The sequence below is a fragment of the Proteiniclasticum sediminis genome, assembly GCF_018128025.1.
In the GTDB taxonomy this organism is placed as follows: domain Bacteria; phylum Bacillota; class Clostridia; order Clostridiales; family Clostridiaceae; genus Proteiniclasticum; species Proteiniclasticum sediminis.
Genome location: NZ_JAGSCS010000009.1, coordinates 39,568 through 62,998 on the forward strand (window position 1 = coordinate 39,568; position 23,431 = coordinate 62,998).

Sequence of the window (23,431 nt, forward strand, 5' to 3'; positions counted from 1 at the left end):
TTCCTTCTTGTCGTCTTCCTTCTCAATCATAACCTCCACATCGTTGGCATGATTGGTCAGTGTCATGAACAGCTTGAAGTGCTCGATAAGTACTTTTGCTGCAAGACTTATGGCTTCTTCAGTCAAAATGGTCCCATTGGTCCATAGCTCAAGAGTCAACTTGTCATAATCCGTGATCTGACCGACTCTTGTGTTATCCACAGTGAAGTTTACACGCTTCACTGGGGTGTAGATCGAATCCATGGGGATGGTGGAGATGGCCAGAGCATCGGATTTGTTCCGAGCCTGGGACACATAACCGCGTCCTCTGTCCACGTTGATTTCGATGTACAGCTTTGCATCCTCTTCCAGGGTGGCAATGTAGAGATCCTTGTTGACAATCTCCACGTCGCCGTCTGTCTTGATATCGCCTGCGGTGACAACACCGGGTCCCTTGGCATCTACATAGATCTTGCGGGGGCCTTCGCCGTTCATCTTGATGTACAGGCCCTTCAGGTTCAGGATCAGCTCCGTCACATCCTCGCGGACGCCGGGAACTGTGGAGAACTCATGAAGGACACCGTCAATCTTGACGGAACTGGGGGCAACGCCAGGCAGGGAGGACAAAAGCATTCTTCTCAATGCATTACCTAAAGTAATTCCATAGCCTCTCTCGAGAGGTTCCACTACGAACTTACCATAGGTTCCATCTTCGCTGGTTTCCACACACTGAATTTTTGGCTTCTCTATTTCAAACATTAATTAACCCTCCTCAGATTATTGGCAACTGTCTGAGGGCAACTGATTCCAGATCCCAGATCTCTCGTCCAGGTAACCGTTGAAACTTTAAGCTATACTCTTCTTCTCTTCGGAGGTCTGCATCCGTTGTGCGGAATTGGCGTAACATCCTTGATCAGTGTAACTTCAAGTCCTGCAGCCTGCAGTGAACGGATGGCTGCTTCTCTACCTGAACCAGGTCCCTTGACGTAAACTTCAACACTCTTCAAACCGTGCTCCATAGCTGCCTTAGCGGCTGTCTCAGCGGCCATCTGGGAAGCGTAAGGTGTGCTCTTTCTGGAGCCTCTGAATCCGAGGGATCCTGAGCTGGACCAGGAAAGCGCATTTCCTGCGGCATCGGTGATGGTGATGATGGAGTTGTTGAAAGTAGACTGAATATGGGCCTGACCATGTTCAATGTTCTTTCTTTCTCTTCTTCTTCTAACGACTTTCTTTGCATTCTTAGCTGCTGCCATTTTCTTCCCTCCTTACTTCTTCTTATTTGCGATGGTCTTCTTGGGACCCTTTCTGGTTCTTGCATTGGTCTTGGTCTTCTGTCCGCGGACGGGAAGTCCCTTTCTGTGTCTGATGCCTCTGTAGCATCCGATTTCTACAAGTCTCTTGATGTTCAGGGCTACTTCTCTTCTGAGATCGCCTTCCACCTTGATGTTCTTGCCGATATAGTCTCTGATTGCATTAACTTCTTCTTCAGAAAGATCCTTAACTCTGGTGTCCCCGTTTACTCCGGTTTCCTTGAGGATGGTTCTTGCTGTAGACAGTCCGATGCCGTAAATGTAGGTCAAACCTACTTCGACTCTTTTTGCCTTTGGCAGGTCAACACCTGATATTCTTGCCATGTAATTCTACACCTCCTGGTATACTCGAAATTTACTCTTTAGCCCTGTTTTTGCTTGTGCTTCGGGTTCTCACAAATTACCATTACTCTGCCTTTTCTCTTGATAACCTTGCACTTTTCGCAAATAGGCTTAACTGATGGTCTAACTTTCATCTCGCTAACCCTCCTTAATTACTTTGCCCTCCAGGTGATCCGTCCTTTTGAAAGGTCGTATGGGCTCAATTCTATTGTCACCCGGTCTCCTGGAAGAATTCTGATAAAGTTCATCCGCAATTTTCCTGAGAGATGCGCGTTGATGATGTGTCCGCTTTCCAGCTCCACCACAAACTGCGCATTGGGAAGTGATTCCTTGACCACGCCCTGCATCTCAATAACATCTTCTTTTGACATAAGGTAATCATACCTCCTTCGCCTCAAGCTCCAAGAGCTTGAATATATTGGGTAAGCATTTCTCATCCCTGGACATAATTCCTTGAACCACGTCCGCGTCTGCCTTCGTAAGAATCCAAAGATGTTTTTTGTTCTTCCGCTTTCGTCTCGTGAAATTGAACTTCTGCCCGTCCATGAGAGCCACGTGGAAGTCGTCCAGGACGTCTGCCACGATGTACAGCTTACCGCTGTCCCGGCCTTTTTTGGATCGGACGAGCCATCCAACCAGTTCTTTGTTCAATAATTGTTCCCCCGTTCCTTCTTCAGCCACTTCTAAAGAAGTGTGGTGATCAGCGGACCGTCCTCTGTGATGATGACCGTGTTTTCATAGTGCGCAGACAATTTTCCGTCTCGAGTAACCGTTGTCCAGTTGTCCTCCAGCACTTTGACATGGTACAAGCCCACATTGACCATGGGCTCAATGGCCAGTGCCATTCCTGCCCGCAGCTTCGGTCCCCGAAGTGCTGTTCCGTAGTTGGGGATGCTTGGTGCCTCATGAAGATCCCGCCCAATCCCGTGTCCGGTAAAATCGCGCACGACGCTGAATCCGTTGGATTCGATATGCTTCTGAATGGCTGCGGAAATGTCGCCCAGATGCTGGCCGACCTTTGCCTGTTCCAGCCCTTTGAAGAAACTCTCCTCCGTAATCTTGATCAGCCGGTCAGCTTCTTCCGAAACCTGACCCACTCTGAAGGTCCGGGCTGCGTCCCCGTGAAACCCCTGGAGCAATGCCCCACAGTCCACGGAAATGATGTCGCCTTCCTTCAAAATTACCGCTTTGCTCGGAATCCCGTGAATGACCACATGATTCACCGAGGCGCAGATGGAACCGGGAAAGCCGTTATAATTCTTGAAGGATGGAATTGCTCCATGCTCCATTATAAATTCTTCCGCGATTTTGTCCAGAGCCAAGGTGGAAATTCCGGGTCTAATCTGAGACTCCAACAGCTTCAGCGTTTCGCCGACCAAACGTCCAGCGTTCTTCATGAGCTCGATCTCTCGAGCGGTTTTAATGTTAATCATGGATTCCACCCAAAATGTCATTGATGTCATTGAACACTTCGTTGATGGCCTGGGTACCGTCCACGGACTTCAAAATGCCCTTGCGGGTGTAGTAGTCGATGAGGGGCAGGGTCTGGAAATCATATATCTCCAGTCTCTCCTCCACGGTTTCCCGGCTGTCATCCTTCCGCTGAATCAGTTCTGATCCGCAGTCGTCACAGGTGTCTTTCTGCATTGGCGGGTTGAACTCCAGATGGTAGGAAGCTCCACAGTTCTGGCAAACCCTTCGTCCAGTCATCCGCTGGATGATGAACTCCCGGGGAACCGTGATCAGGAGCGCCACATCAATCTTTTTCCCATCCTGATTAAGCAACTCTTCCAGGACATCTGCCTGGTTGATCGTTCTTGGAAATCCGTCAAGCAAAAATCCGTTCTTGGTGTCTTCTTCCTTTAGCCTGTTCTTGACCAGATCAATGGTTACGGTATCCGGAACGAGAAGTCCCTTGTCCATGTAACTCTTGGCGAGCACACCCAGTTCCGTTCCTCCCGAAATATTCTTCCGGAAGATGTCTCCGGTGGAGACATGGGGAATGGCATACTTGTTGCTGATTGACTGGGCCTGGGTTCCTTTACCGGCGCCAGGAGGACCCAATAAAATAATTCTCAACGGTATCATCTCCAAATTCATTACTACTTCAGGAATCCCTTATAGTGTCTCATGACCAGCTGAGATTCCAGCTGCCGCATCGTATCCAGTGCCACACCTGCCATGATGAAGATTACCGTTCCTCCAAAGGCCAGGCCTTTGAATGCGGTGAATCCCTCGAGGACGATGGGGAAGACGGCGATGGCGGCGGCGAAGATTCCGCCGACCAGGGCAACCCTGGTGAGGATCTTTTCCAGGTACTTCGCCGTGGCGACTCCTGGTCTGATTCCGGCGACATATCCACCTGACTTGGCCATGTTTTCGGCCATTTCTTCAGGCTTCATGGTGATTTGCGTATAGAATACCGCAAAGAAAATGACGAGGACGACATATGCGATGATATATCCCCACGAATTCACCTTGAAGATACTCCAGCCATTACTGGTCAGCCATTTCAGCACGGTGGATTTCGGGAAGAACTCCGCCAGAGTTGCTGGGAACTGCATGACCGACATGGCAAAAATGATGGCGATAACACATGCTGAACTGACGCTTACCGGGATGTGCGAAGACTGTCCCTTGATCTGCTTTGTTCCGCTGACCCGGCCGGCATACTGAACAGGGATCTTTCTTTCTCCCAGGGAGAAAGCGACCGTTCCGATAAACAGGGCGAGCATGGCGAGAACGAATAAGGCGAGCATGACGATGTCAACAGAACCGCCCCTGTACAGGGTAATGACCTGAGCAGCCATGGTGGGGATACGGGATACGATGTTGATGAAGATCAGAACGGACACGCCGTTTCCAATTCCATTCTCCGTTATCCGGTCGCCCAGCCAAATCAGGAACATGGATGCTGCAAGCAGGGTCATGATGATGAGGATGGTGTTGAGAAGGGAATCCTTCTCCACTGCTCCGGCATTGTAGATCAGCACATAAGTGCCGTATGCCTGAACGATACCGATGGCCACGGCCAGATACTTGGTGTAGTTCTGGATCTTGGCTCTTCCTTCCTGTCCTTCCTTGGATAGTTGTTCCAGTTTGGGGATGATCACATTCATGAGCTGCATGATGATTGATGCGTTGATGTAAGGTGTGACACCCATGGCAAAAATACTAAAATTGCCGAAGGCTCCACCGGAGATCAAATCATAAAAACCAACCAGCGTCTGCGAATTTGCCAGCTCTTTTAAGGCTGTCGTGTCAATATTAGGAACAGCTATAAAATTACCTAGTCTGAAGATGAAGACGATGAACACGGTAAACAGTATCCTTTTGCGCAGGTCCTCAAGCTTCCAAGCATTCTTCAGCGTCTGTAGCATTAAATCACCTCAACTTTTCCTCCGGCAGCTTCGATCTTTTCCTGGGCTGACTTCGAGAATTTAGTAGCCTTAACGGTCAGGGACTTGGTCAGTTCTCCGTTTCCGAGGATCTTGACGCCGTCAAGAATCTTGGATACGATTCCGGTTTTCTTCAGCAGGGCTTCGGTAACTTCTGTGCCGTTCTCGAAGATGTTCAGTCTTTCAACGTTAACTTCTACGATCTGCTTAGCAAAGATGTTGGTGAATCCTCTCTTGGGGAGTCTTCTGTATAGGGGCATCTGTCCGCCTTCAAATCCGGGCTTGACACCGCCGCCTGTTCTGGCGTTCTGACCCTTGTGACCCTTTCCAGCGGTCTTTCCGAGTCCTGAACCGGTACCTCTTCCTACTCTCTTCTGAGCTTTTCTGCTGCCTGCAACAGGCTTTAACTCATGTAGTTTCATATTCTGTACACCTCCTCTACCTTTTACGCTTCCTCGACTTGAAGAAGATATTCAATCTTCTTGATCATACCTCTGATCTGAGGAGTATCATTATGTTCCATGGTTTTGCCAATCTTGGAAAGTCCCAGAGCCTTCGCCGTGGCGATATGGTCCTTCTTTCTTCCGATCAGGCTCTTCTTGAGTGTTACCTTAACCTTAGACAAGTCAAACCCCTCCTATCCTAATATTTCTTCGACGGACTTTCCTCGAAGCTGTGCAATCTGCTCAGCGGTTCTGAGGTTAGCCAGTCCATTGATGGTCGCCTTTACCATGTTGCTGGGGTTGTTGGATCCCAGGGACTTGGCACGAACGTCCTTCAGTCCTGCCAATTCAAGCACCGCTCTAGCGGGGCCTCCGGCGATAACTCCGGTACCTTCGGTGGCGGGCATGATCAGCACTCTTCCGGTGCCGAAAATTCCATCGATGCTGTGGGGAACGGTGGTTCCGACGATTTCTACGCTAACCAGGTTCTTCTTGGCATCTTCGACGCCTTTTCTGATCGCTTCCGGAATTTCGATGGACTTGCCCATACCTACTCCGACGTGGCCGTTTTCATCTCCGACAACTACAAGAGCTGCGAATCTGAAGTTTCTACCGCCCTTAACAACTTTTGTAACTCTACCTATGTGAACAACTTTTTCTTTTAGGTCTAGTGTGCTAGGATCTATTCTCACTTCGTTATCCTCCTTTTAGAATTCTAGTCCAGCTTCACGAGCTGCGTTGGCCAGGGCTTCAATTCTTCCGTGGTAAATGTATCCACCTCTGTCAAATACGACAGTCTTGATTCCCTTGTCCAGTGCCTTCTTGGCAACCAGAACTCCAACCTTCTCTGCGGCTTCCTTGTTGCTGCCTACTCCATCAAAGTCTTTTTCTACTGATGAAGCAGAAACAAGTGTTACTCCGTTCACATCATCGATGATCTGAGCATAGATATTCTTTTCGCTTCTGTATACAGAAAGCCTTGGTCTTTCGGATGTTCCGCTGATCTTCTTACGAACTCTAGCGTGACGTCTTACTCTGTTCGCTCTTTTATCTTCCTTCTTGAACATTAAGGTTCACTCCTTTCCTATTTCTACTTACCAGTCTTACCAACCTTGCGTCGGATGATTTCTCCTTCGTACTTGACTCCCTTGCCCTTGTATGGCTCAGGCTTTCTCCAAGCACGAACGTCAGCCGCGATTGATCCCACCAGTTCCTTGTCAATTCCCTTGATCAGGAGCTTGGTTGGGCTGGCAACTTCGAACTCGATTCCGTCGATGGCATCGAATTCCACGGGATGTGAGTAACCCAGGTTCAGTACGAGCTTCTTGCCCTGGAGCTGAGCTCTGTAACCAACACCGACCAGTTCCAGGGTCTTGGTGTATCCAGCGGATACGCCCACTACCATGTTGTTGACAAGGGATCGAACGAGTCCGTGGAGGGCTCTGTTTTCCTTCTCATCGTTGGGTCTTGTCACATTAACCGTACCGTCTTCAACGGTGATGGTGATATTCTTGTGCATAGCCTTTTCCAGTGTGCCTTTAGGTCCTTTTACTGTTACAACATTTTCTGGTGAAACATTAAAGGTGACTCCGGCAGGAATTGCTATTGGCATTCTACCAATTCTTGACATTCATCTAACCTCCTGTTAAATAAGATGGCGATCCTGACTACCAAATGTAGCAGATCACTTCTCCACCGAGTCCAAGCTTTCTAGCCTCTCGATCGGCCAAAACTCCCTTGGATGTTGAAATTACAGCAACTCCAAGACCATTCAGAACCTTTGGAACTTCTTCAGCCTTGCAGTAAACTCTGAGTCCTGGCTTGGAGATTCTCTTCAGACCAGTGATAACTCTTTCTTTATTGCTGCCATACTTCAGGGCAATTCTCATCATCGGAACAACACCGTCGTTGTACTCCTCGATGCCCTTAACATATCCTTCTTCAAGTAATATATTTGCAACCGCCTTCTTAACCTTAGAAGATGGTACTTCCACAACTTCATGTCTAGCAGAATTCGCATTTCTGACTCTCGTCAAAAGGTCTGCTATAGGATCAGTCATAACCATTTATTTGCCTCCTTTCACTATATCGAGTTTACCAGCTTGCCTTCTTGACACCAGGAATTTCTCCCTTGTATGCAAGTTCTCTAAAGCAAATTCTGCAGATGCCGTATTTCTTCAGCACAGAATGGGGTCTTCCGCAAAGTCTGCATCTGGTGTAAGCCTGTGTAGGGTATTTCGGGTCTTTCTTCCACTTTTCTATAATAGCCTTACGTGCCACGTTATTCCCTCCTTATTATTGAGCAAATGGCATTCCGAGGAACCTTAACAGTTCTCGTGCTTCTTCGTCAGTCTTCGCTGTTGTTACGAATACGATGTCCATTCCTCTGATTGCATCAATCTTGTCATACTCAACCTCGGGGAATATGAGCTGTTCCTTGACTCCGATGGTGTAGTTTCCTCTTCCGTCGAATGACTTGTCGGAAACGCCTCTGAAGTCTCTAACTCTGGGAAGAGCGATGTTGATCAGCTTGTCGGCGAACTGGTACATTTTGGCCTTTCTCAAGGTTACTTTGCAACCAATGGGCATATTCTCTCTTATTTTAAAGTTAGCAACAGACTTCTTGGCTCTGGTGATGATTGGCTTCTGGCCAGAGATCAGGGTCAGATCCGCTACTGCTGCTTCCAATACCTTTGCATTGTCTTTCGCTTCGCCAACACCCATGTTGACGACGATCTTCTCCAGTCTGGGAACTTCCATCACATTCTTGTATGAAAATTTCTCCATCATCTGGGGAACGACTTTCTCATTATAAACTTCCTGTAATCTTGGAATCATCAATGGTCCTCCTTTCGATATTTACTAAAGTACGGTGCCGCACTTCTTGCATACTCTTACTTTTGTTCCGTCCTCGGTGATCTTCTTGGCAATTCTGGTCACTGCCTTGCACTTTTCGCAGTACAGCATAACCTTCGCACTGAAAATCGGGGCCTCGGTCTCGAGGATTCCGCCTTCCATGTTCTGTCTGCTGGGCTTCTTGTGCTTCTTGACGACATTGACGTCTCTGACGAGAACCTTGCCGACCTTGGGAAGAACTGCAATGACTTCGGACACCTTGCCCTTGTCCTTGCCTGATATTACCATGACCTTGTCATTCTTTTTTACATGAACCTTCATCTTAGCCACCTCTCCTTCTAAAGAACTTCAGGTGCTAGAGAAAGGATTTTAGAGAATGTGTCTTTATCTCTAAGCTCTCTTGCAACTGGCCCAAAGATACGGGTACCTTTTGGGTTCTTGTCCTCTTTGATAATTACTGCTGCATTCTCATCGAATCTGATGTATGTTCCATCAGGTCTGCGGGTCTCCTTAACAGTACGTACAACGACTGCCTTGATTACCTCACCCTTCTTGACAACTCCACCAGGTGTTGCACTCTTAACGCTGGCAACGATGATATCTCCTACTCGGGCATATCTTCTACGGGATCCGCCGAGTACCTTTATACACATGATTACTTTTGCTCCGGAATTATCCGCAACTTTAAGCAATGTCTGCTGCTGAATCATGATTTACCTCCTTTCAGCTATAAGCTACTTAGCTTTTTCGACAATTTCCACAAGTCTCCATCGCTTGTCCTTGGACAAAGGTCTTGTTTCCATAATCATTACGGTATCATTGATGTTTGCTTCATTATTTTCGTCATGAGCTTTGAACTTCTTTGTGACGTTCATTGTTTTTCCATACAGGGGGTGTCTGACCTTCGTCTTAACTGCGACGACGATGGTTTTTTCCATCTTATCGGATACTACGACCCCAATTCTGGTCTTACGGTTATTTCTCTCCATGAAGTTGACCTCCTTTCAGGACTAGTTTTCTACAGCCTTAATCTCTTCTTCTCTAATGATGGTTTTAATCTGGGCAATGGATTTGCGAACTTCCTTAATTCTCATGGGGTTCTCCAACTGCCCGGTAGCAAGCTGAAATCTCAGGTTGAAAAGCTCTTCCTTGAGATCATGAAGCTTAGCAGCAAGATCTTCAGAGCTGCCGGCTCTCAAATTCTTTAACTCTCTAGCCTTCATTATTCTTCACCACCCATTTCTTCAAAATCTCTTCTTGTGACGAACTTCGTGGTTACAGGAAGCTTATGCTGAGCAAGTCTCATGGCTTCTCTTGCCTTCTCTTCGTCTACTCCTGAAAGTTCAAAAAGAACTCTTCCAGGCTTGACAACTGCCACCCAGTACTCCACAGCACCCTTACCGGATCCCATTCTGGTTTCTGCTGGCTTTGCCGTGATTGGCTTATCGGGGAAAATCTTGATCCAGAGTTTTCCACCTCTTCTGATGTATCTGTTAATGGCTACACGCGCAGATTCGATCTGATTGGATGTGATCCAGCCGCATTCGGTAGCTTGTATTCCATAGTCTCCATAGGCAAGGAAATTACCTCTAGTGGCTTTTCCCTTCATTCTGCCTTTTTGAACTTTACGACGTTTAACTCTCTTAGGCATTAACATAGTCGAATTCCTCCTTTCTTAGTCTATTCTCTTAAGCGTTGACAACTTCCTTCGCTTTTTTAACAGGAAGTACCTCGCCCTTGTAGACCCAGACCTTAACTCCGATCTTTCCGTATGTGGTGGTTGCTTCTGCAAATCCGTACTGGATATCCGCTCTCAGGGTCTGCAGCGGAATGGTTCCCTCACGGTAGGTTTCTGTTCTGGCGATTTCAGCTCCGCCCAGTCTTCCGCCGCAAGTGGTCTTCACACCCTTAACGCCTGAAGTTCTCATGGCTCTCTGAATGGTCTGCTTCATGGCTCTACGGAAGGAAATTCTCTTTTCCAGCTGTGCAGCAATGCTTTCAGCCATGAGCTGTGCATCTCCGTCCACGTTTCTGATTTCAACGATGTTCAGAAGAAGAGTCTTGCCGTTGACCAAAGGAAGCATTTCCTTCTTCAGGGCTTCGATTCCTGATCCACCTCTGCCGATGACTACACCAGGCTTTGCGGTATGGATGTTGATCTTCACTCTCTTGGCTGCTCTTTCGATCTCAACCTGAGAAATTCCAGCGTTGAACAGTCTCTTCTTGATGAATTCTCTTATTTTCTGGTCTTCAATCAGATTGTCTGCAAAATTCTTCTTGTCTGCATACCATCTTGCGTTCCAATCCTTGATGACTCCAACTCTAAGTCCATGTGGATTAACTTTCTGTCCCACTATTTCATTCCCTCCTTTTCTTAAGCTCTTTCTTTGACCACAACAGTGATGTGTGTGGTTCTCTTCATGATGCTGAATGCTCTTCCCTGCGCATGGGGCTGGAATCTCTTCAGGACCGGTCCAGGTCCTGCATAGGCCTCAGACACATAAAGGGAATCTCTGTTGAGTTCAAGGTTATTTTCAGCATTGGCCACAGCAGACTTCAACACTTTGTTGATGACTACAGCCGCATCTTTTTGTGTAAATTCAAGAATGTTCATCGCGTCGGTGACGTTCTTTCCTCGAATGAGGTCGAGAACTATTCCAACCTTCAGCGGAGACATTCTGACATACTTATTTATCGCTCTAGCTTCCATTTCGTGATCCTCCTTTCGATAACGGTGAGATTATCTTACCTTTGACTTCTTCTCGCTGACATGTCCTCTGTAAGTTCTTGTAAGTGCGAACTCACCGAGCTTATGTCCAACCATATCCTCAGAGATATAGACTGGAACATGCTTTCTTCCGTCATGAACTGCGATGGTGTGCCCGATCATTTCTGGAAAAATTGTTGAGCTTCTGGACCAAGTCTTGATCACTTTCTTTTCTCTAGCTTGGTTCATTTCATTTATTTTCTTCATGAGCCCTTCGTGTACGAAAGGTCCTTTTTTTACTGATCTACTCACTGTTTATTTTCCTCCCTTCGGAAATATTGAGATAGTAGAAGAGCTCTTCCAGTGAGGAAGAGTGTCTTCCTACTTGGTTCTTCTCTTAATGATAAGTCTGTCGGAATACTTCTTGGACTTTCTGGTCTTGTATCCCAGAGCAGGCTTGCCCCAAGGTGTAACAGGCGCAGGTCTTCCGATGGGGGACTTACCCTCACCACCACCATGCGGATGGTCAACCGGGTTCATGACAGAACCTCTGACGGTGGGACGGATACCCATGTGTCTCTTACGTCCGGCCTTACCGATCTTGATGATTTCGTGAGTCTGGTTGGAAACCACACCGATGGTAGCACGGCACTCGATTCTGACGTATCTCATTTCACCGGAGGGCAGTCTCAGGGTGGCATAATTGCCTTCCTTTGCCATCAGCTGAGCGGAGGTACCGGCAGATCGGACCATCTGTCCACCCTTGCCGGCAGCCAGTTCAATGTTGTGAACCGTGGTACCTACAGGGATGTTCAGCAGGGGAAGAGCATTTCCGGGCTTGATGTCAGCGTCTTTGCCGGAAACCAGAACGTCTCCAACCTTGATGCCTACAGGTGCCAGGATGTATCTCTTCTCGCCGTCAGCATAAACCACCAGGGCGATGAATGCGGAACGGTTTGGATCGTATTCGATGGTTGCCACTCTTGCGGGGATTCCATCCTTATTTCTCTTGAAGTCAATGATTCTGTACTTTCTCTTTGCGCCACCACCACGGTGCCGAACAGTGATCTTACCCTGGGCATTTCTGCCTGCGGTTCTGTTCTTGGCTACAAGAAGGGACTTTTCTGGCTTGTCCGTGGTGATTTCCACGAACGCGTTAACCGTCATATTTCTTCTTGAGGGTGTAGTTGGCTTATAGGTCTTAATAGCCATTTAAACTTTCCTCCTTAATTGTCTTATCTGGTTTAAGAAACCAATATTTGGACCGATCCGTCGTTTTTCGACTAGTTCATGTTGTCGAAGAACTCGATGGTCTTGCTGTCGGCGGTCAAAGTGACAATCGCCTTCTTGGTGTCGGATCTCTTCCCGACGTGAACGCCCATTCTCTTGTATTTTCCCAGGGAGTTCATGGTCTTAACGTCCAGTACTTTTACCCCGAACACTTCTTCTACCGCTCTCTTGATCTGGACCTTATTGGCCTCAGGATGTACCAGGAACGTATACTTCTTGTCGGACATGGCACCCATGGACTTCTCGGTGATGACCGGCTTTCTGATGATATCATACGATGTCAGATTCTTCATTATGCGTACACCTCCTCGAGCTTCGATACAGCATCCTTGGTGATGATGAGTTTTTCATACTTCAGCAGGTCGTAAACGTTGATGTTGTTCACAGGCATAACCTGGACTCCTTCAATGTTTCTTCCAGACTTGTAGACATTGGCGTTGGACTCTGCCGTAACGATGAGGGCCTTCTTGGCTTCGAATGCGTTAAGCATAGCCACGATGGTCTTCGTCTTGGGTGCGTCCAGCTCCAGGCTTTCCAGAACGATCATTTCGTTCTCCAGAACCTTGCTGGTGAGAGCAGACTTCATCGCCACTCTTCTCATGCTCTTTGGAAGGGATACCCTGTAGCTTCTTGGCTTGGGCGCAAATACGATACCGCCGCCGGCCCACTGGGGTGAACGGATGGAACCCTGTCTTGCACGGCCTGTTCCCTTCTGTCTCCATGGCTTGATTCCGCCACCTCTGACTTCAGCTCTGGTCTTGGCAGACTGTGTTCCCTGTCTCTTGTTGGCCAGCTGTGCAACAACGACTTGGTGCAGCACTGCGGCATTCACTTCAACGTTGAATACTTTCTCGTTCAGGGAAAGCTCTCCAACCTTATTTCCTTCAATATTGAATAATCCTACTGTAGGCATTTTGTATCCTCCTTTCTCCTAAGATTTATGCCTTGACTGAGTTTCTGATCACGACCACACTCTTGTTGGGTCCGGGAATTCCACCCCTGATCAGAATCACGTTCTTCTCCGGCATTACTTTTACAATTTCAAGATTCAGCACCGTGGTGTTCACGTGGCCCATTCTTCCAGGCATCTTCTTGTTCTTGAAGGTTCTGGAAGGTGAGGATGAAGCTCCCATGGAACCTACGGCTCTGTGGAACTTAGATCCGTGAGTCTCAGGTCCTCTGTGGAAGTTCCAGCGCTTGATTACACCAGCAAATCCCTTACCCTTGGAAAGTCCGGATACATCGACCTTGTCGCCAGCGGAGAAGATCTCCACGGTGATTTCGGAACCAACTTCCAGGTTGGAATCTTCCAGCTTGAACTCCTTCAGGAGTCTCTTCACAGCGACGCCAGCCTTCTTGAACTGTCCCTGTCTTGGCTTGTTGACCAGTCTCTCTCTGATCTCGCCATAACCGACCTGTACAGCATTGTAGCCTTCCTTGTCCGCGGTCTTAACCTGGACAACGACGTTCGGCATTGCTTCAACGACGGTGACGGGAACGATCTTTCCCTTTTCATCAAATATCTGGGTCATTCCAATCTTGGTGCCCATAATTGCCTTTTTCATTTTTTTACCTCCAAACTTATTAGCGGATCGCACACAATTATGCGGTCATAACAGTTCATAGAGCATTCTACAAACTATCTTACAGCTTGATTTCGATGTCCACGCCAGCGGGCAGATCGAGTCTCATGAGCGCATCAACGGTCTTGGGTGATGGGTTCACGATGTCAATCAGTCTCTTGTGGGTTCTGAGTTCAAACTGCTCTCTTGAATCCTTGTACTTGTGTACAGCTCTGAGAATGGTGATGACTTCCTTCTCGGTGGGTAGCGGAACGGGTCCCACAACCTTTGCTCCGGTAGACTTAGCGGTCTCCACAATTCTTTCTGCGGACTGATCCAGTACACTGTGATCAAAAGCCTTCAGTCTGATTCTGATCTTCTGTTTTGCCATTTTGTTACCTCCTTTTTCTTTGTACGTTATACTTTTTCGCACAACAGCGGATACTCGTAAACCGCGCCGGGTGTTTCATGCATTAATGACGCACCTTAACAGTCACGACTACCCTCGCCGGGTTCATGACCTGACATACTCCTCAAGAATTACCTGTTTAGTCCAGCAACCTCTTGATTCTTCGCTGTTCGCTGTAACTATAACATTATACAATATTATAGCTCTGCAATCAATGAATATTTCCTGAACAACATGGCTTTTTCAAAAAATATTCGCTTGAGCATCCTTCTTATTATAGCGGCATTCCCCCACAGGGGCAATGTTTTTCGAAAATTATTTTTCAAGTTCTTCCATCCCGCTGAGGAGAAGGTTTCCCGACCTTTTCGCCGCAAAAAAGAAGCTGAGATGACTTCCTCAGCTTCTCTTTTCGGTTTATCGGAGCCTTTGGAGCAGGGCTTCCTGAAGTTCCGCCACCCCCTGGACGACCAGATCCGCCTGAAGCCCGGATTCCACATAGCTTTCCCAGGAGGTTTCCCCAGAGAGGACCAGAATGGAGGAAAGTCCCGCATCCGCCGCTCCCTGTAGATCCGTGTACAGCCGGTCCCCCACCATGGCCGCGGCTTTTCCAGATACGCCGGTGGTCTCGGCCAGTAGGGCATAGATTTCCCGGCTGGGTTTTCCCAGAATCACTTCGGGCAGTCTCCCCGTAGAGGCTTCCACGGCTTTCAGGAAGGACCCCGTATCGATGATGAACTTGCCGCCCTCCACGGGACAGTTGAGGTCCGGATGGGTGGCCACATAGTATACCCCTTCTGTAATGAAGCCGCAGGCAATCCGAAGCTTGTCATAGGTCAGGGTCTTATCAAACCCAAAGACCACCGCATCGGGCCGCTCCTCTTCTCCATGAAGGAGGGTGAACCCCGCTTCAAGAAACTCCTCTTCCAGGTCCGGTGTCCCCAAAAGAAAGATCCGTGCACCGGGCATCCTTCGGCGAAGATACTCCACCGTGGCTTTTCCCGAGGTCATGACCTGTCCTTCCTCCACGGGAAACCCCAGCTTTCGGAGTTTTTCTTCATACTGCCGGGCACTTTGGGAAGAGTTGTTGGTGAGATACCGAAACCTCTTCCCCAGGCGCACCAGAGTCAGGAGAAAATCCCGGGCCCCGGGTAGGGGTTTTCCGCTGAGGGTCAAGGTTCCGTCCAAATCCAGAATAAAGAGATCAATGGCGTTGAGATCCATAAGTCCTCCTATCCCCTGCGCAGGGTGACGGTTTTGTTGTCCACATGGAGCAGGCCGTCATACCGGTCTTTGTTCTCCGGAATGATGATGTGGCTCACATTGAGGACCGTCAGCGACGGGATGCGAAGAATCGTCCCTTCGATATCCCGGGCTGTGACATAATCCAGGCTTTGGAAGGCCTCATCCAGGATGAGAATCTGGGACTGGTTGAGGAGTGCCCGGGCGATGGCGATGCGGCTCTTTTCGCCGCCGGAAATATTCCGGCCATTGTCCTCGATGACGGTATCCAGCCCCTGGGGGAGCTTTTCCACAAAGTCCTGGAGGCCCGCCTCCGCGATGGCGCTCTGTAGGTCCTCCTCCCCGATGGTGCGGTGGAGGGTGAGATTGCTTCGCAGGGAGTCATCAAACATGAAGACGCTCTGCTCCACATTGGAAATGACCTGGAAGTAGCTTTCCTTGGTGATGCGGCGAAGATCCAGTCCATCCACCCAGATGGTGCCCTCCTGGGGCGAGAAATACTTGCGTAGAAGCTTCAGCAGGGTGGATTTTCCTCCGCCGCTGGGACCCACAATGAGATACTTTTTCCCCTTTTCCAGGGTAAGATTCACCCCTTCCAGCACCCGGTTCTCGCCATAGGCATAGGAAACCCCGTCCAGGGTGATGCTTTGGGTAAAGGCCGGTAGGACCTGATCCTCCACATTCTCCTCGGCATTTTCCAGGGAGCGGTCCAGGATCTTGAAGAGCCCCTTGGCACTGACGATTTTGGGAAAGAGCTCGCTGGCCTGATGAAAAGGGCCCATGAGGTTCTGGAAGTTGGTGAGGATCAGAATGATCCCGCCAAAGCTCAGTTTCCCGGTGATGGCGTAGTAGACGGACACCCCCAGTACACCCAGCACCGTCAGGTTGATGGTGAAATTTTGGGCAGCAAAGATATAGGTGGAGGTCTTCTCGATTTTATAGCTCTTGTCCTGAAGAAGACGGCTCCGTTCCTCGAAATTGTCCCGGATTTTCCCATAGAGATTATTCACCCGAATGATCCGGAAGGCATGGAGGACTTCATTGAGATATTCCGTGTACTTCTCATAGAGGGCGCTGCGCTCAGAAAACATGGTTTTCACGGGACGGGCCATGGCATTGGAGAGAAGCCCCGTCAGGACGGTGACCCCGATGATCACCAGGAGCACCTCCAGACTGAGCCCTCCGATGATGACCAGACTGACGAGGAACGCCATGAGGGACAGGGACAGCTCAAAGATGCTGTCGATGAAGTCCATGTCCACGGTGTTCAGATCATTGGTCATATGGGACACATACTTGGCGTTGCTTTCCTGGTTGAACTCGTTGATGTTCTTCCCGAATACCCGGCGCAGGTACTCCGTCTTCAGATTCAGGTTCGTTTTCCGGCGGTAGACCCCCTTGGCCAGAGCCAGGATGGACTGCACCACCAGAAGAAGCCCGGAGAAAAGGATGATCCGGATGCCCTTCTGGAGAAATCCCGGCTGTCCGGGAAGAAAGGACAGGTCGATCATGTCACGCATGAGGAGACTGATATAGCCACTGATGATGCTGGAGAAGAGTCCGGCGGAAAGGGCCAGGATGAGGAGGGGCAGACTTTTTCGGTAGATTTTATTCATGGCCTTCCCCCCTCAAGTATTCTTCCATGGTGAACAGCTGCAGGGTCCCATTGACGATCTCGATGACGGCATCGTATTTCTCTGTGACCCCCCGGTAGAAGCGGTGGGAAATGGCGATGACCGTCGTGTCCAGGGAAAGGATCGTATCCTCCACCAGGCGGCCTAAGGATTCATCCAGGGATGAGGTCACTTCGTCAGCGAAAAGGATCACGGGATTTCGGATGATGGCCCGGGCAATGGCAATACGCTGCCGTTCCCCGCCGGAAAGGTTCCGGCCGTTCTCTTCAATGGCTTCCTCCAGTCCCAGGGGGCGCTTGGCCAGAAGCGAAGTCAGCCCGGAGCAGGCGATGGCCTTCTCCAGATCCTTTTCCGGATAGCTCCGGTACAGCTCAATATTGTTCCGGATGGTGTCCTCAAAGAGAAACACATCCTGATAGATGAAACTGGCGCTGGCATTGAAGCTTTCCTCCCGGATGGTCCGAAGATCCACCCCGTCCACCCGAATTTCCCCCTCGTAGTTGTCATAGACCTTGGAGAGGAGGTTGATGAAAGTGGATTTTCCCGCACCGCTGGCGCCCTTGAGAAGATACTTCTTTCCCTTTTCCAGGGTGAGGCTGGCCCGGCTCAGTACCGGTCGCTCATCATAGGCAAAGGAGAGATCCCGGATTTCGATGCGGTCCTTAAAGACATAGTCCTGAACCTCCTCTTCCTTTTGTCCGTCCTCATCGGGGGCGAGAATCCGTTCGATGATGTTGGCATTGGATTTCAGCACATTGAAAAGGGGCATGATTTCCGTGATGGGCCAGATGGTAGAGCTGGCCATACTCACGGTGAACATGAGCCGAGTAAGATCATACGATGTTCCGGCCCGGCGGATTACGTAGTAGATGATGAGAATACTGATGATGGTGCCGAGAAAACCGGAAAACCGCTGCTGCCAGAAGGTGAAGACATTGTAGCCCGCCTTTCGGCGTTCCAGACGGTCCGTTTCCTTCATGGACTGGAGGAGGAATCGGTCCTCCAAACGGTTGAGCTTCAGAATTTCCAGCCCGGAGAAGGTATTGGCGATATTCACCGTGTACTTCTCATTGCTTCGCTGAACCTCTTCCTGCATACGGATGGTTTTCTTCTGAAAGCTTCGGCTCACGCCAAAGACGAAAAGGGATACGGCCACCATGGCCAGGGCCAGGGTCACATCCAGATAAAAGAGGATGAGAATGCTCACGGAATAAATGGTGAAGCCAAAGATCAGATTGAGAAGCGCATGGAAATACTTTCCTTCGAAGGTGTTGATGTCATTGACAAGGTTAGAGATGTACTCCGTGCGCAGCTTTTTGTTGAAGCTCCGCATGGTTTTCGTCATGATTTTTTCAAAGGCCTCCATGCGGATGAGCAGGGTAGTATCCCGCATGAATCCGATGCGCAGGTGCCGGGAAAGGATGAAGACCAAAGCGGCATAGATATAGGACACCAGTCCCAGTACAAGTCCCCGGGAGAGCCCCCCCAGATCCTTTGTCTGGACAACACCCACCAGGCGAGCGATGGCATAATTCGTTAAGACAAATTCGGTGATGAGGATCGTGCACCCGATGAGGTACCGGGTAAACGCCTTTTTGTTCCGAAACAGCAGTTCCTTCATACAGACCTCCATGATTCGCTTTGGGCAGCTTCAGGCAATATAGTTTAAATATACCACAAATCCCTCGCCGTTTATGTCAAAACCACGTCAATTCCCCTCTTTGCCCAGGCGCTTTACCGAATTTTTCCCATAAAAAAAAGGACTGGCAAGCCAGTCCTTTCAATTTGAAAATTATTCGCTGATGGTGGAAACTACGCCTGAACCTACGGTTCTTCCGCCTTCGCGGATAGCGAATCTCAGTCCTTCATCCATGGCGATGGGGGTGATCAGCTCAACAGCCATATCGATATGGTCGCCAGGCATTACCATTTCCATGCCGTTCGGAAGCTTGATGTTTCCGGTTACGTCGGTGGTTCTGAAGTAGAACTGGGGTCTGTAGCCATCGAAGAATGGGGTGTGTCTTCCGCCTTCTTCCTTCTTCAGCACGTACACCTGTCCAACGAACTTGGTGTGGGGCTTTACGGAACCGGGCTTAGCCAGAACCTGTCCTCTTTCAATATCCGATCTCTGGATACCTCTGAGCAGGGCTCCGATGTTGTCGCCAGCCTGAGCGGAATCCAGAAGCTTTCTGAACATCTCGACGCCGGTAACGACGGTCTTGCGGGAATCTTCCTTCAGACCAACCACTTCAACTTCATCTCCAACCTTCAGAATACCCGTCTCTACTCTTCCGGTAGCTACGGTTCCGCGTCCGGTAATGGTGAACACGTCTTCCACAGGCATCAGGAAGGGCTTGTCGGTCTGTCTCTCTGGGGTGGGGATGTAGCTGTCTACAGCTGCCATCAGGTCCAGAATCGGCTGGATAGCCACGGGATCCGTGGGGTTCTCCAGAGCCTTCAGTGCGGATCCGGCCACCACGGGGGTGTCATCTCCGGGGAAGTCATACTCGCTGAGGAGTTCGCGAACTTCCATCTCGACCAGTTCCAGAAGTTCTGGATCGTCAACCATGTCGGCCTTGTTCAGGAACACGACGATGTAGTTAACGCCTACTCGGGAAGCCAGAAGGATGTGCTCACGGGTCTGGGGCATTGGGCCATCTGCTGCGGAAACAACGAGGATAGCGCCGTCCATCTGTGCTGCTCCGGTGATCATGTTCTTGACATAGTCAGCATGTCCAGGGCAGTCCACGTGGGCATAGTGACGGTTTTCCGTCTCGTACTCTACGTGGGAGGTGTTGATGGTGATTCCTCTTTCCTTCTCTTCAGGGGCCTTGTCGATCTGATCGTACTTGGTCGCCTGAGCAAATCCTCTCTGTGCAAGCACAGTGGTGATTGCTGCGGTCAGCGTGGTCTTGCCGTGGTCAACGTGTCCGATGGTTCCGATGTTGACATGCGGCTTGCTTCTTTCAAATTTTGCTTTTGCCATTATTCTTTCTCCTCCTTAAATATGGAATTAGCTATTCTTCTTGCCAGCGATTTGTTCCTGGATGCTCTTTGGAACGGTCTCATAGTGATCGAATTCCATAGCATACACGCCTCTTCCCTGGGTCTTGGAACGCAGGGTGGTGGCGTATCCGAACATTTCGGACAGCGGAACGAATGCGGCAACAACCTTAGCTCCTGCACGGTCACTCATTCCTTCGATTCTTCCGCGTCTGGAGTTGATGTCACCAATAACGTCTCCCATGTATTCCTCGGGGACAGTGACTTCAACCTTCATCATAGGCTCAAGAATCACAGGATCTGCCTTGGCCATAGCATTCTTGAACGCCATGGATCCGGCAATCTTAAAGGCCATTTCAGAAGAGTCGACGTCATGGTAGGATCCGTCTACAATCTTAGCCTTGAAGTTGATGGTCTGGTAACCACCGATGATACCGGCCTGGGAAGCTTCCCGAATACCCTGATCAACAGCAGGAACGTATTCTCTCGGAACAACACCACCAACGATGGCATTTTCGAAGGAGTACTCTTCCTCGGTGGGGATCAGCTCGATGACGGCATGGCCATACTGACCACGTCCTCCGGACTGACGAACAAACTTACCTTCAGCACGGACAGCCTTCTTGATGGTTTCCTTGTAGGCAACCTGCGGAGCACCAACGTTGCATTCTACTTTGAATTCTCTCTGCAGACGGTCAACGATGATTTCCAGATGAAGCTCACCCATACCTGCAATGATTACCTGACCGGTTTCCTGGTCAGTGTAGGTCTTGAAGGTCGGATCTTCTTCAGCAAGCTTTGCCAGGGCAATGCCCATCTTTTCCTGACCAGCCTTGGTCTTGGGTTCGATGGCTACACGAATAACCGGCTCAGGGAAGACCATGGATTCCAGGATGATCGGATTCTCATCGGTACACAGGGTGTCTCCGGTGGTGGTATCCTTCAGTCCTACAACAGCGCCGATATCGCCGGCTCTGAGTTCTTCGATTTCCTGACGGTGGTTGGCGTGCATCTTCACCAGTCGTCCGATTCTTTCCTTCTTGCCCTTGGTCGAGTTAATGACGTAGGAGCCGGAAGTCATGACGCCGGAGTAGATTCTGGTGAATGCCAGCTTTCCGATGAAGGGGTCTGTGGCAATCTTGAATGCGAGGGCTGACATGGGGGCATCATCAGATGCTTCTCTCTCGTCAGGCTCTCCATCTGGTGTGACACCCTTGATGGCGGGGATGTCTACGGGGGATGGCAGGTAATCAACAGCTGCGTCGATCATTTCCTGAACACCCTTGTTCTTGTAGGATGAACCGCAGACTACGGGTACAACGGCATTGGCAATGGTGCCCTTACGAAGAGCGGCCTTGATTTCCTCCACGGTGAATTCTTCACCTTCCAGGAACTTCATGGTCAGGTCCTCGTCCAGATCAGCCACAGCTTCAATCAGTGCTGTACGGTATTCCTGGGCTCTATCCTGTACGGACTCCGGAATGGGTCCCACTTCGATTTCCTTACCCAGGTCATCGAGGTGAACAATTCCTTCCATGGTGATCAGATCCACCACGCCGCGGAAATCACTCTCAGCTCCGATGGGAACCTGAATCGGCACCGCATTGGCCTTGAGTCTGTCCTTGATGGAGGCAATACAGTTGTAGAAGTCAGCGCCGGTGGCATCCATCTTGTTGACGTAAACAACACGTGGAACGCCATACTTGTCGGCCTGTCTCCATACGGTTTCTGTCTGGGGCTCGACACCGGACTTGGCATCCAGAACGGTTACCGCTCCGTCAAGAACACGAAGTGATCTTTCCACTTCTACGGTAAAGTCTACGTGTCCAGGGGTGTCGATGATGTTGATGATATGACCCTTCCAGTTTGCTGTAGTAGCAGCGGAAGTAATGGTGATACCTCTTTCCTTCTCCTGAGCCATCCAGTCCATCTGTGATTCACCAGAATGTGTTTCACCGATTTTATGAGTCTTTCCTGTATAGAAAAGTATACGCTCAGTTGTTGTGGTTTTACCTGCGTCGATATGTGCCATAATCCCTATATTACGAAACTTTTCTAAAGGGAATTCTCTTGCCACATGGACTCCTCCTCTCGTGAATATATTGCATAAAACTGTTTCAGCTTCGCCAAAACAGTTTTATGCTCAAAAATTAATATCTGTAATGAGCAAAGGCCTTATTAGCTTCTGCCATTCTGTGTGTATCTTCTCTCTTCTTGACAGCTGTACCTGTGTTGTTTGCAGCGTCCATCAGCTCTCCAGCCAATCTCTCTCTTGCATACTTCTCAGATCTCTTGTCCACTGCCAGTAGAATCCAGCGGATACCCAGCGTCTGTCTTCTCTCGGGTCTAACTTCGATCGGAACCTGGTAGTTGGAACCACCGATTCTTCTAGATTTGACTTCGAGCATAGGCATAACGTTATTCATGGCATCTTCAAAAACAGTGACAGGATCTTTTCCTGTCTTCTCCTGAATGATGGCGAATGCATCGTAGACGATCTTCTGGGCTACACCCTTCTTGCCGTCCTCCATGACGTTATTGACCAGCTTAGTCACAACCTTGGAGTTGTACACGGGATCAGCTAATACTTCTCTCTTTGCAATATAACCTTTTCTTGGCACTTTTCTTCCCTCCTTAACATAAATTAATTCATCGGTACTCGGTAATGTCTACCGCAAAGCGCTTTGTATATTCTATATGAATGAAAACCTTCTATTTTCCAATCTATATCCTAAACATCGCACCGTCTGGTTTACTTACTTCTTAACCTTTGGTCTCTTGGCGCCATACTTAGACCTGCTCTGCATTCTTCCGTTTACACCAGCACTGTCCAGGGCACCTCGGATAATGTGATAACGTACACCAGGAAGGTCCTTGACTCTTCCACCTCTGATCAGAACCACGCTGTGCTCCTGCAGATTGTGTCCGACTCCTCCGATGTAGGCTGTAACCTCAAATCCGTTAACAAGTCTAACTCTGGCAACCTTACGGAGTGCGGAGTTTGGCTTCTTCGGGGTTGTGGTCTTAACAACCGTACAAACGCCTCTCTTCTGAGGGGCTTCCTTCAGAGCTGGTGAACTGGTCTTGTAGATCGCAGTCTCTCTACCCTTTCTTACTAATTGGTTAATAGTTGGCATCATTTCACCTCCATTTTTTGTTGAGTAAAGTTCTATATTAAGAATTAATATAGCAAGCATTGGGCGGCTTTCACCGCAGTGGTGCCACAAGTAACATTCTACCTTATCGGGAAGTTCCCGTT

37 protein-coding genes are annotated in these 23,431 nt (G+C 49.3%); all 37 read right to left on the bottom strand.

The window, feature by feature from the left end:
* A partial coding sequence (locus tag KCG48_RS07985) for a DNA-directed RNA polymerase subunit alpha (protein WP_230977056.1) occupies positions 1-738 on the bottom strand: 738 nt, incomplete at its 3' end.
* Positions 739-830: 92 nt separating this feature from the next.
* Entirely contained in the window at positions 831-1,232 is a 402-nt protein-coding gene (rpsK, locus tag KCG48_RS07990; RefSeq protein WP_211801133.1) for a 30S ribosomal protein S11, read from the bottom strand.
* Between the two features lie 12 nt (positions 1,233-1,244).
* The gene (gene rpsM, locus KCG48_RS07995; protein ID WP_211801135.1) at positions 1,245-1,613 is read right to left on the bottom strand and encodes a 30S ribosomal protein S13; all 369 of its coding nucleotides are present in this window, start codon (positions 1,611-1,613) and stop codon (positions 1,245-1,247) included.
* Positions 1,614-1,651: 38 nt separating this feature from the next.
* Positions 1,652-1,765: a 50S ribosomal protein L36 gene (gene rpmJ, locus KCG48_RS08000; protein WP_003373491.1), complete on the bottom strand. Its 114-nt coding sequence runs from the start codon at positions 1,763-1,765 to the stop codon at positions 1,652-1,654.
* A gap of 18 nt (positions 1,766-1,783) precedes the next feature.
* On the bottom strand, positions 1,784-2,002 hold the full coding sequence (infA, locus tag KCG48_RS08005) for a translation initiation factor IF-1 (protein WP_211801136.1): 219 nt from the start codon (positions 2,000-2,002) through the stop codon (positions 1,784-1,786).
* A gap of 7 nt (positions 2,003-2,009) precedes the next feature.
* Positions 2,010-2,282: a KOW domain-containing RNA-binding protein gene (locus KCG48_RS08010; RefSeq protein WP_211801138.1), complete on the bottom strand. Its 273-nt coding sequence runs from the start codon at positions 2,280-2,282 to the stop codon at positions 2,010-2,012.
* Between the two features lie 32 nt (positions 2,283-2,314).
* A complete protein-coding gene (gene map, locus KCG48_RS08015) occupies positions 2,315-3,064 on the bottom strand; it encodes a type I methionyl aminopeptidase (RefSeq protein WP_211801139.1) in 750 nt (249 codons plus the stop codon).
* Positions 3,057-3,710 (bottom strand): adenylate kinase, encoded by a 654-nt coding sequence (locus KCG48_RS08020; protein ID WP_211801141.1) that lies wholly within the window; start codon positions 3,708-3,710, stop codon positions 3,057-3,059. Before KCG48_RS08020 ends, map begins: the two co-directional genes overlap by 8 nt.
* A 23-nt stretch (positions 3,711-3,733) precedes the next feature.
* The gene (secY, locus tag KCG48_RS08025) at positions 3,734-5,011 is read right to left on the bottom strand and encodes a preprotein translocase subunit SecY (RefSeq protein WP_211801144.1); all 1,278 of its coding nucleotides are present in this window, start codon (positions 5,009-5,011) and stop codon (positions 3,734-3,736) included.
* Complete coding sequence (rplO, locus tag KCG48_RS08030; protein ID WP_211801146.1) at positions 5,011-5,451, bottom strand: 50S ribosomal protein L15; 441 nt, start codon at positions 5,449-5,451, stop codon at positions 5,011-5,013. The genes secY and rplO overlap by 1 nt, the downstream gene beginning before the upstream one ends.
* A 23-nt stretch (positions 5,452-5,474) precedes the next feature.
* Positions 5,475-5,654, bottom strand: a complete 180-nt coding sequence (rpmD, locus tag KCG48_RS08035) for a 50S ribosomal protein L30 (RefSeq protein WP_211801147.1) — start codon at positions 5,652-5,654, stop codon at positions 5,475-5,477.
* A 12-nt stretch (positions 5,655-5,666) separates the two neighbouring features.
* Entirely contained in the window at positions 5,667-6,164 is a 498-nt protein-coding gene (gene rpsE / locus KCG48_RS08040) for a 30S ribosomal protein S5 (protein WP_211801148.1), read from the bottom strand.
* Positions 6,165-6,179: 15 nt separating this feature from the next.
* A complete protein-coding gene (rplR, locus tag KCG48_RS08045) occupies positions 6,180-6,539 on the bottom strand; it encodes a 50S ribosomal protein L18 (RefSeq protein ID WP_211801150.1) in 360 nt (119 codons plus the stop codon).
* A gap of 23 nt (positions 6,540-6,562) precedes the next feature.
* Positions 6,563-7,102, bottom strand: coding sequence for a 50S ribosomal protein L6 (gene rplF / locus KCG48_RS08050; RefSeq protein ID WP_211801152.1), 540 nt, complete (start codon positions 7,100-7,102; stop codon positions 6,563-6,565).
* Between the two features lie 37 nt (positions 7,103-7,139).
* The gene (gene rpsH / locus KCG48_RS08055) at positions 7,140-7,538 is read right to left on the bottom strand and encodes a 30S ribosomal protein S8 (protein ID WP_211801154.1); all 399 of its coding nucleotides are present in this window, start codon (positions 7,536-7,538) and stop codon (positions 7,140-7,142) included.
* Positions 7,539-7,566: 28 nt separating this feature from the next.
* Positions 7,567-7,752, bottom strand: a complete 186-nt coding sequence (locus KCG48_RS08060; RefSeq protein WP_211801156.1) for a type Z 30S ribosomal protein S14 — start codon at positions 7,750-7,752, stop codon at positions 7,567-7,569.
* Between the two features lie 15 nt (positions 7,753-7,767).
* Positions 7,768-8,310, bottom strand: a complete 543-nt coding sequence (gene rplE, locus KCG48_RS08065) for a 50S ribosomal protein L5 (RefSeq protein WP_211801157.1) — start codon at positions 8,308-8,310, stop codon at positions 7,768-7,770.
* Positions 8,311-8,334: 24 nt separating this feature from the next.
* Positions 8,335-8,649: a 50S ribosomal protein L24 gene (rplX, locus tag KCG48_RS08070; RefSeq protein ID WP_211801159.1), complete on the bottom strand. Its 315-nt coding sequence runs from the start codon at positions 8,647-8,649 to the stop codon at positions 8,335-8,337.
* Between the two features lie 17 nt (positions 8,650-8,666).
* On the bottom strand, positions 8,667-9,038 hold the full coding sequence (rplN, locus tag KCG48_RS08075; protein WP_211801161.1) for a 50S ribosomal protein L14: 372 nt from the start codon (positions 9,036-9,038) through the stop codon (positions 8,667-8,669).
* 24 nt (positions 9,039-9,062) lie between these two features.
* Complete coding sequence (rpsQ, locus tag KCG48_RS08080) at positions 9,063-9,317, bottom strand: 30S ribosomal protein S17 (protein ID WP_211801163.1); 255 nt, start codon at positions 9,315-9,317, stop codon at positions 9,063-9,065.
* Positions 9,318-9,338: 21 nt separating this feature from the next.
* Positions 9,339-9,551 carry a 50S ribosomal protein L29 gene (rpmC, locus tag KCG48_RS08085; RefSeq protein ID WP_211801165.1) on the bottom strand — a complete coding sequence of 71 codons (213 nt, stop codon included), beginning with the start codon at positions 9,549-9,551 and terminating at the stop codon, positions 9,339-9,341.
* Positions 9,551-9,985, bottom strand: coding sequence for a 50S ribosomal protein L16 (gene rplP / locus KCG48_RS08090; RefSeq protein ID WP_211801166.1), 435 nt, complete (start codon positions 9,983-9,985; stop codon positions 9,551-9,553). Before rplP ends, rpmC begins: the two co-directional genes overlap by 1 nt.
* 31 nt (positions 9,986-10,016) lie before the next feature.
* Positions 10,017-10,682: a 30S ribosomal protein S3 gene (gene rpsC, locus KCG48_RS08095; RefSeq protein ID WP_211801167.1), complete on the bottom strand. Its 666-nt coding sequence runs from the start codon at positions 10,680-10,682 to the stop codon at positions 10,017-10,019.
* Positions 10,683-10,702: 20 nt separating this feature from the next.
* Positions 10,703-11,038 (bottom strand): 50S ribosomal protein L22, encoded by a 336-nt coding sequence (gene rplV, locus KCG48_RS08100; protein WP_211801168.1) that lies wholly within the window; start codon positions 11,036-11,038, stop codon positions 10,703-10,705.
* Between the two features lie 30 nt (positions 11,039-11,068).
* Positions 11,069-11,347, bottom strand: a complete 279-nt coding sequence (gene rpsS, locus KCG48_RS08105) for a 30S ribosomal protein S19 (RefSeq protein WP_211801169.1) — start codon at positions 11,345-11,347, stop codon at positions 11,069-11,071.
* Positions 11,348-11,416: 69 nt separating this feature from the next.
* Positions 11,417-12,247 (bottom strand): 50S ribosomal protein L2, encoded by an 831-nt coding sequence (gene rplB, locus KCG48_RS08110; protein ID WP_211801170.1) that lies wholly within the window; start codon positions 12,245-12,247, stop codon positions 11,417-11,419.
* A gap of 71 nt (positions 12,248-12,318) precedes the next feature.
* Entirely contained in the window at positions 12,319-12,618 is a 300-nt protein-coding gene (gene rplW, locus KCG48_RS08115) for a 50S ribosomal protein L23 (RefSeq protein WP_211801171.1), read from the bottom strand.
* The gene (gene rplD, locus KCG48_RS08120; RefSeq protein ID WP_211801172.1) at positions 12,618-13,238 is read right to left on the bottom strand and encodes a 50S ribosomal protein L4; all 621 of its coding nucleotides are present in this window, start codon (positions 13,236-13,238) and stop codon (positions 12,618-12,620) included. The genes rplW and rplD overlap by 1 nt, the downstream gene beginning before the upstream one ends.
* 25 nt (positions 13,239-13,263) lie before the next feature.
* A complete protein-coding gene (rplC, locus tag KCG48_RS08125) occupies positions 13,264-13,890 on the bottom strand; it encodes a 50S ribosomal protein L3 (protein WP_211801175.1) in 627 nt (208 codons plus the stop codon).
* Between the two features lie 79 nt (positions 13,891-13,969).
* Positions 13,970-14,278: a 30S ribosomal protein S10 gene (gene rpsJ / locus KCG48_RS08130; protein WP_211801177.1), complete on the bottom strand. Its 309-nt coding sequence runs from the start codon at positions 14,276-14,278 to the stop codon at positions 13,970-13,972.
* Positions 14,279-14,710: 432 nt separating this feature from the next.
* Entirely contained in the window at positions 14,711-15,517 is an 807-nt protein-coding gene (locus KCG48_RS08135) for an HAD-IIA family hydrolase (RefSeq protein ID WP_211801179.1), read from the bottom strand.
* Between the two features lie 8 nt (positions 15,518-15,525).
* Positions 15,526-17,151, bottom strand: coding sequence for an ABC transporter ATP-binding protein (locus tag KCG48_RS08140; protein ID WP_211801180.1), 1,626 nt, complete (start codon positions 17,149-17,151; stop codon positions 15,526-15,528).
* The gene (locus KCG48_RS08145) at positions 17,144-18,790 is read right to left on the bottom strand and encodes an ATP-binding cassette domain-containing protein (protein WP_211801182.1); all 1,647 of its coding nucleotides are present in this window, start codon (positions 18,788-18,790) and stop codon (positions 17,144-17,146) included. The genes KCG48_RS08140 and KCG48_RS08145 overlap by 8 nt, the downstream gene beginning before the upstream one ends.
* Positions 18,791-18,961: 171 nt before the next feature.
* Positions 18,962-20,155: an elongation factor Tu gene (gene tuf, locus KCG48_RS08150; RefSeq protein WP_211801184.1), complete on the bottom strand. Its 1,194-nt coding sequence runs from the start codon at positions 20,153-20,155 to the stop codon at positions 18,962-18,964.
* Between the two features lie 27 nt (positions 20,156-20,182).
* Positions 20,183-22,249, bottom strand: a complete 2,067-nt coding sequence (gene fusA, locus KCG48_RS08155; protein ID WP_211801186.1) for an elongation factor G — start codon at positions 22,247-22,249, stop codon at positions 20,183-20,185.
* 73 nt (positions 22,250-22,322) lie between these two features.
* Positions 22,323-22,793: a 30S ribosomal protein S7 gene (rpsG, locus tag KCG48_RS08160; protein ID WP_211801188.1), complete on the bottom strand. Its 471-nt coding sequence runs from the start codon at positions 22,791-22,793 to the stop codon at positions 22,323-22,325.
* Between the two features lie 135 nt (positions 22,794-22,928).
* Positions 22,929-23,309, bottom strand: coding sequence for a 30S ribosomal protein S12 (gene rpsL / locus KCG48_RS08165; RefSeq protein WP_211801190.1), 381 nt, complete (start codon positions 23,307-23,309; stop codon positions 22,929-22,931).
* Positions 23,310-23,431 lie beyond the last annotated feature (122 nt).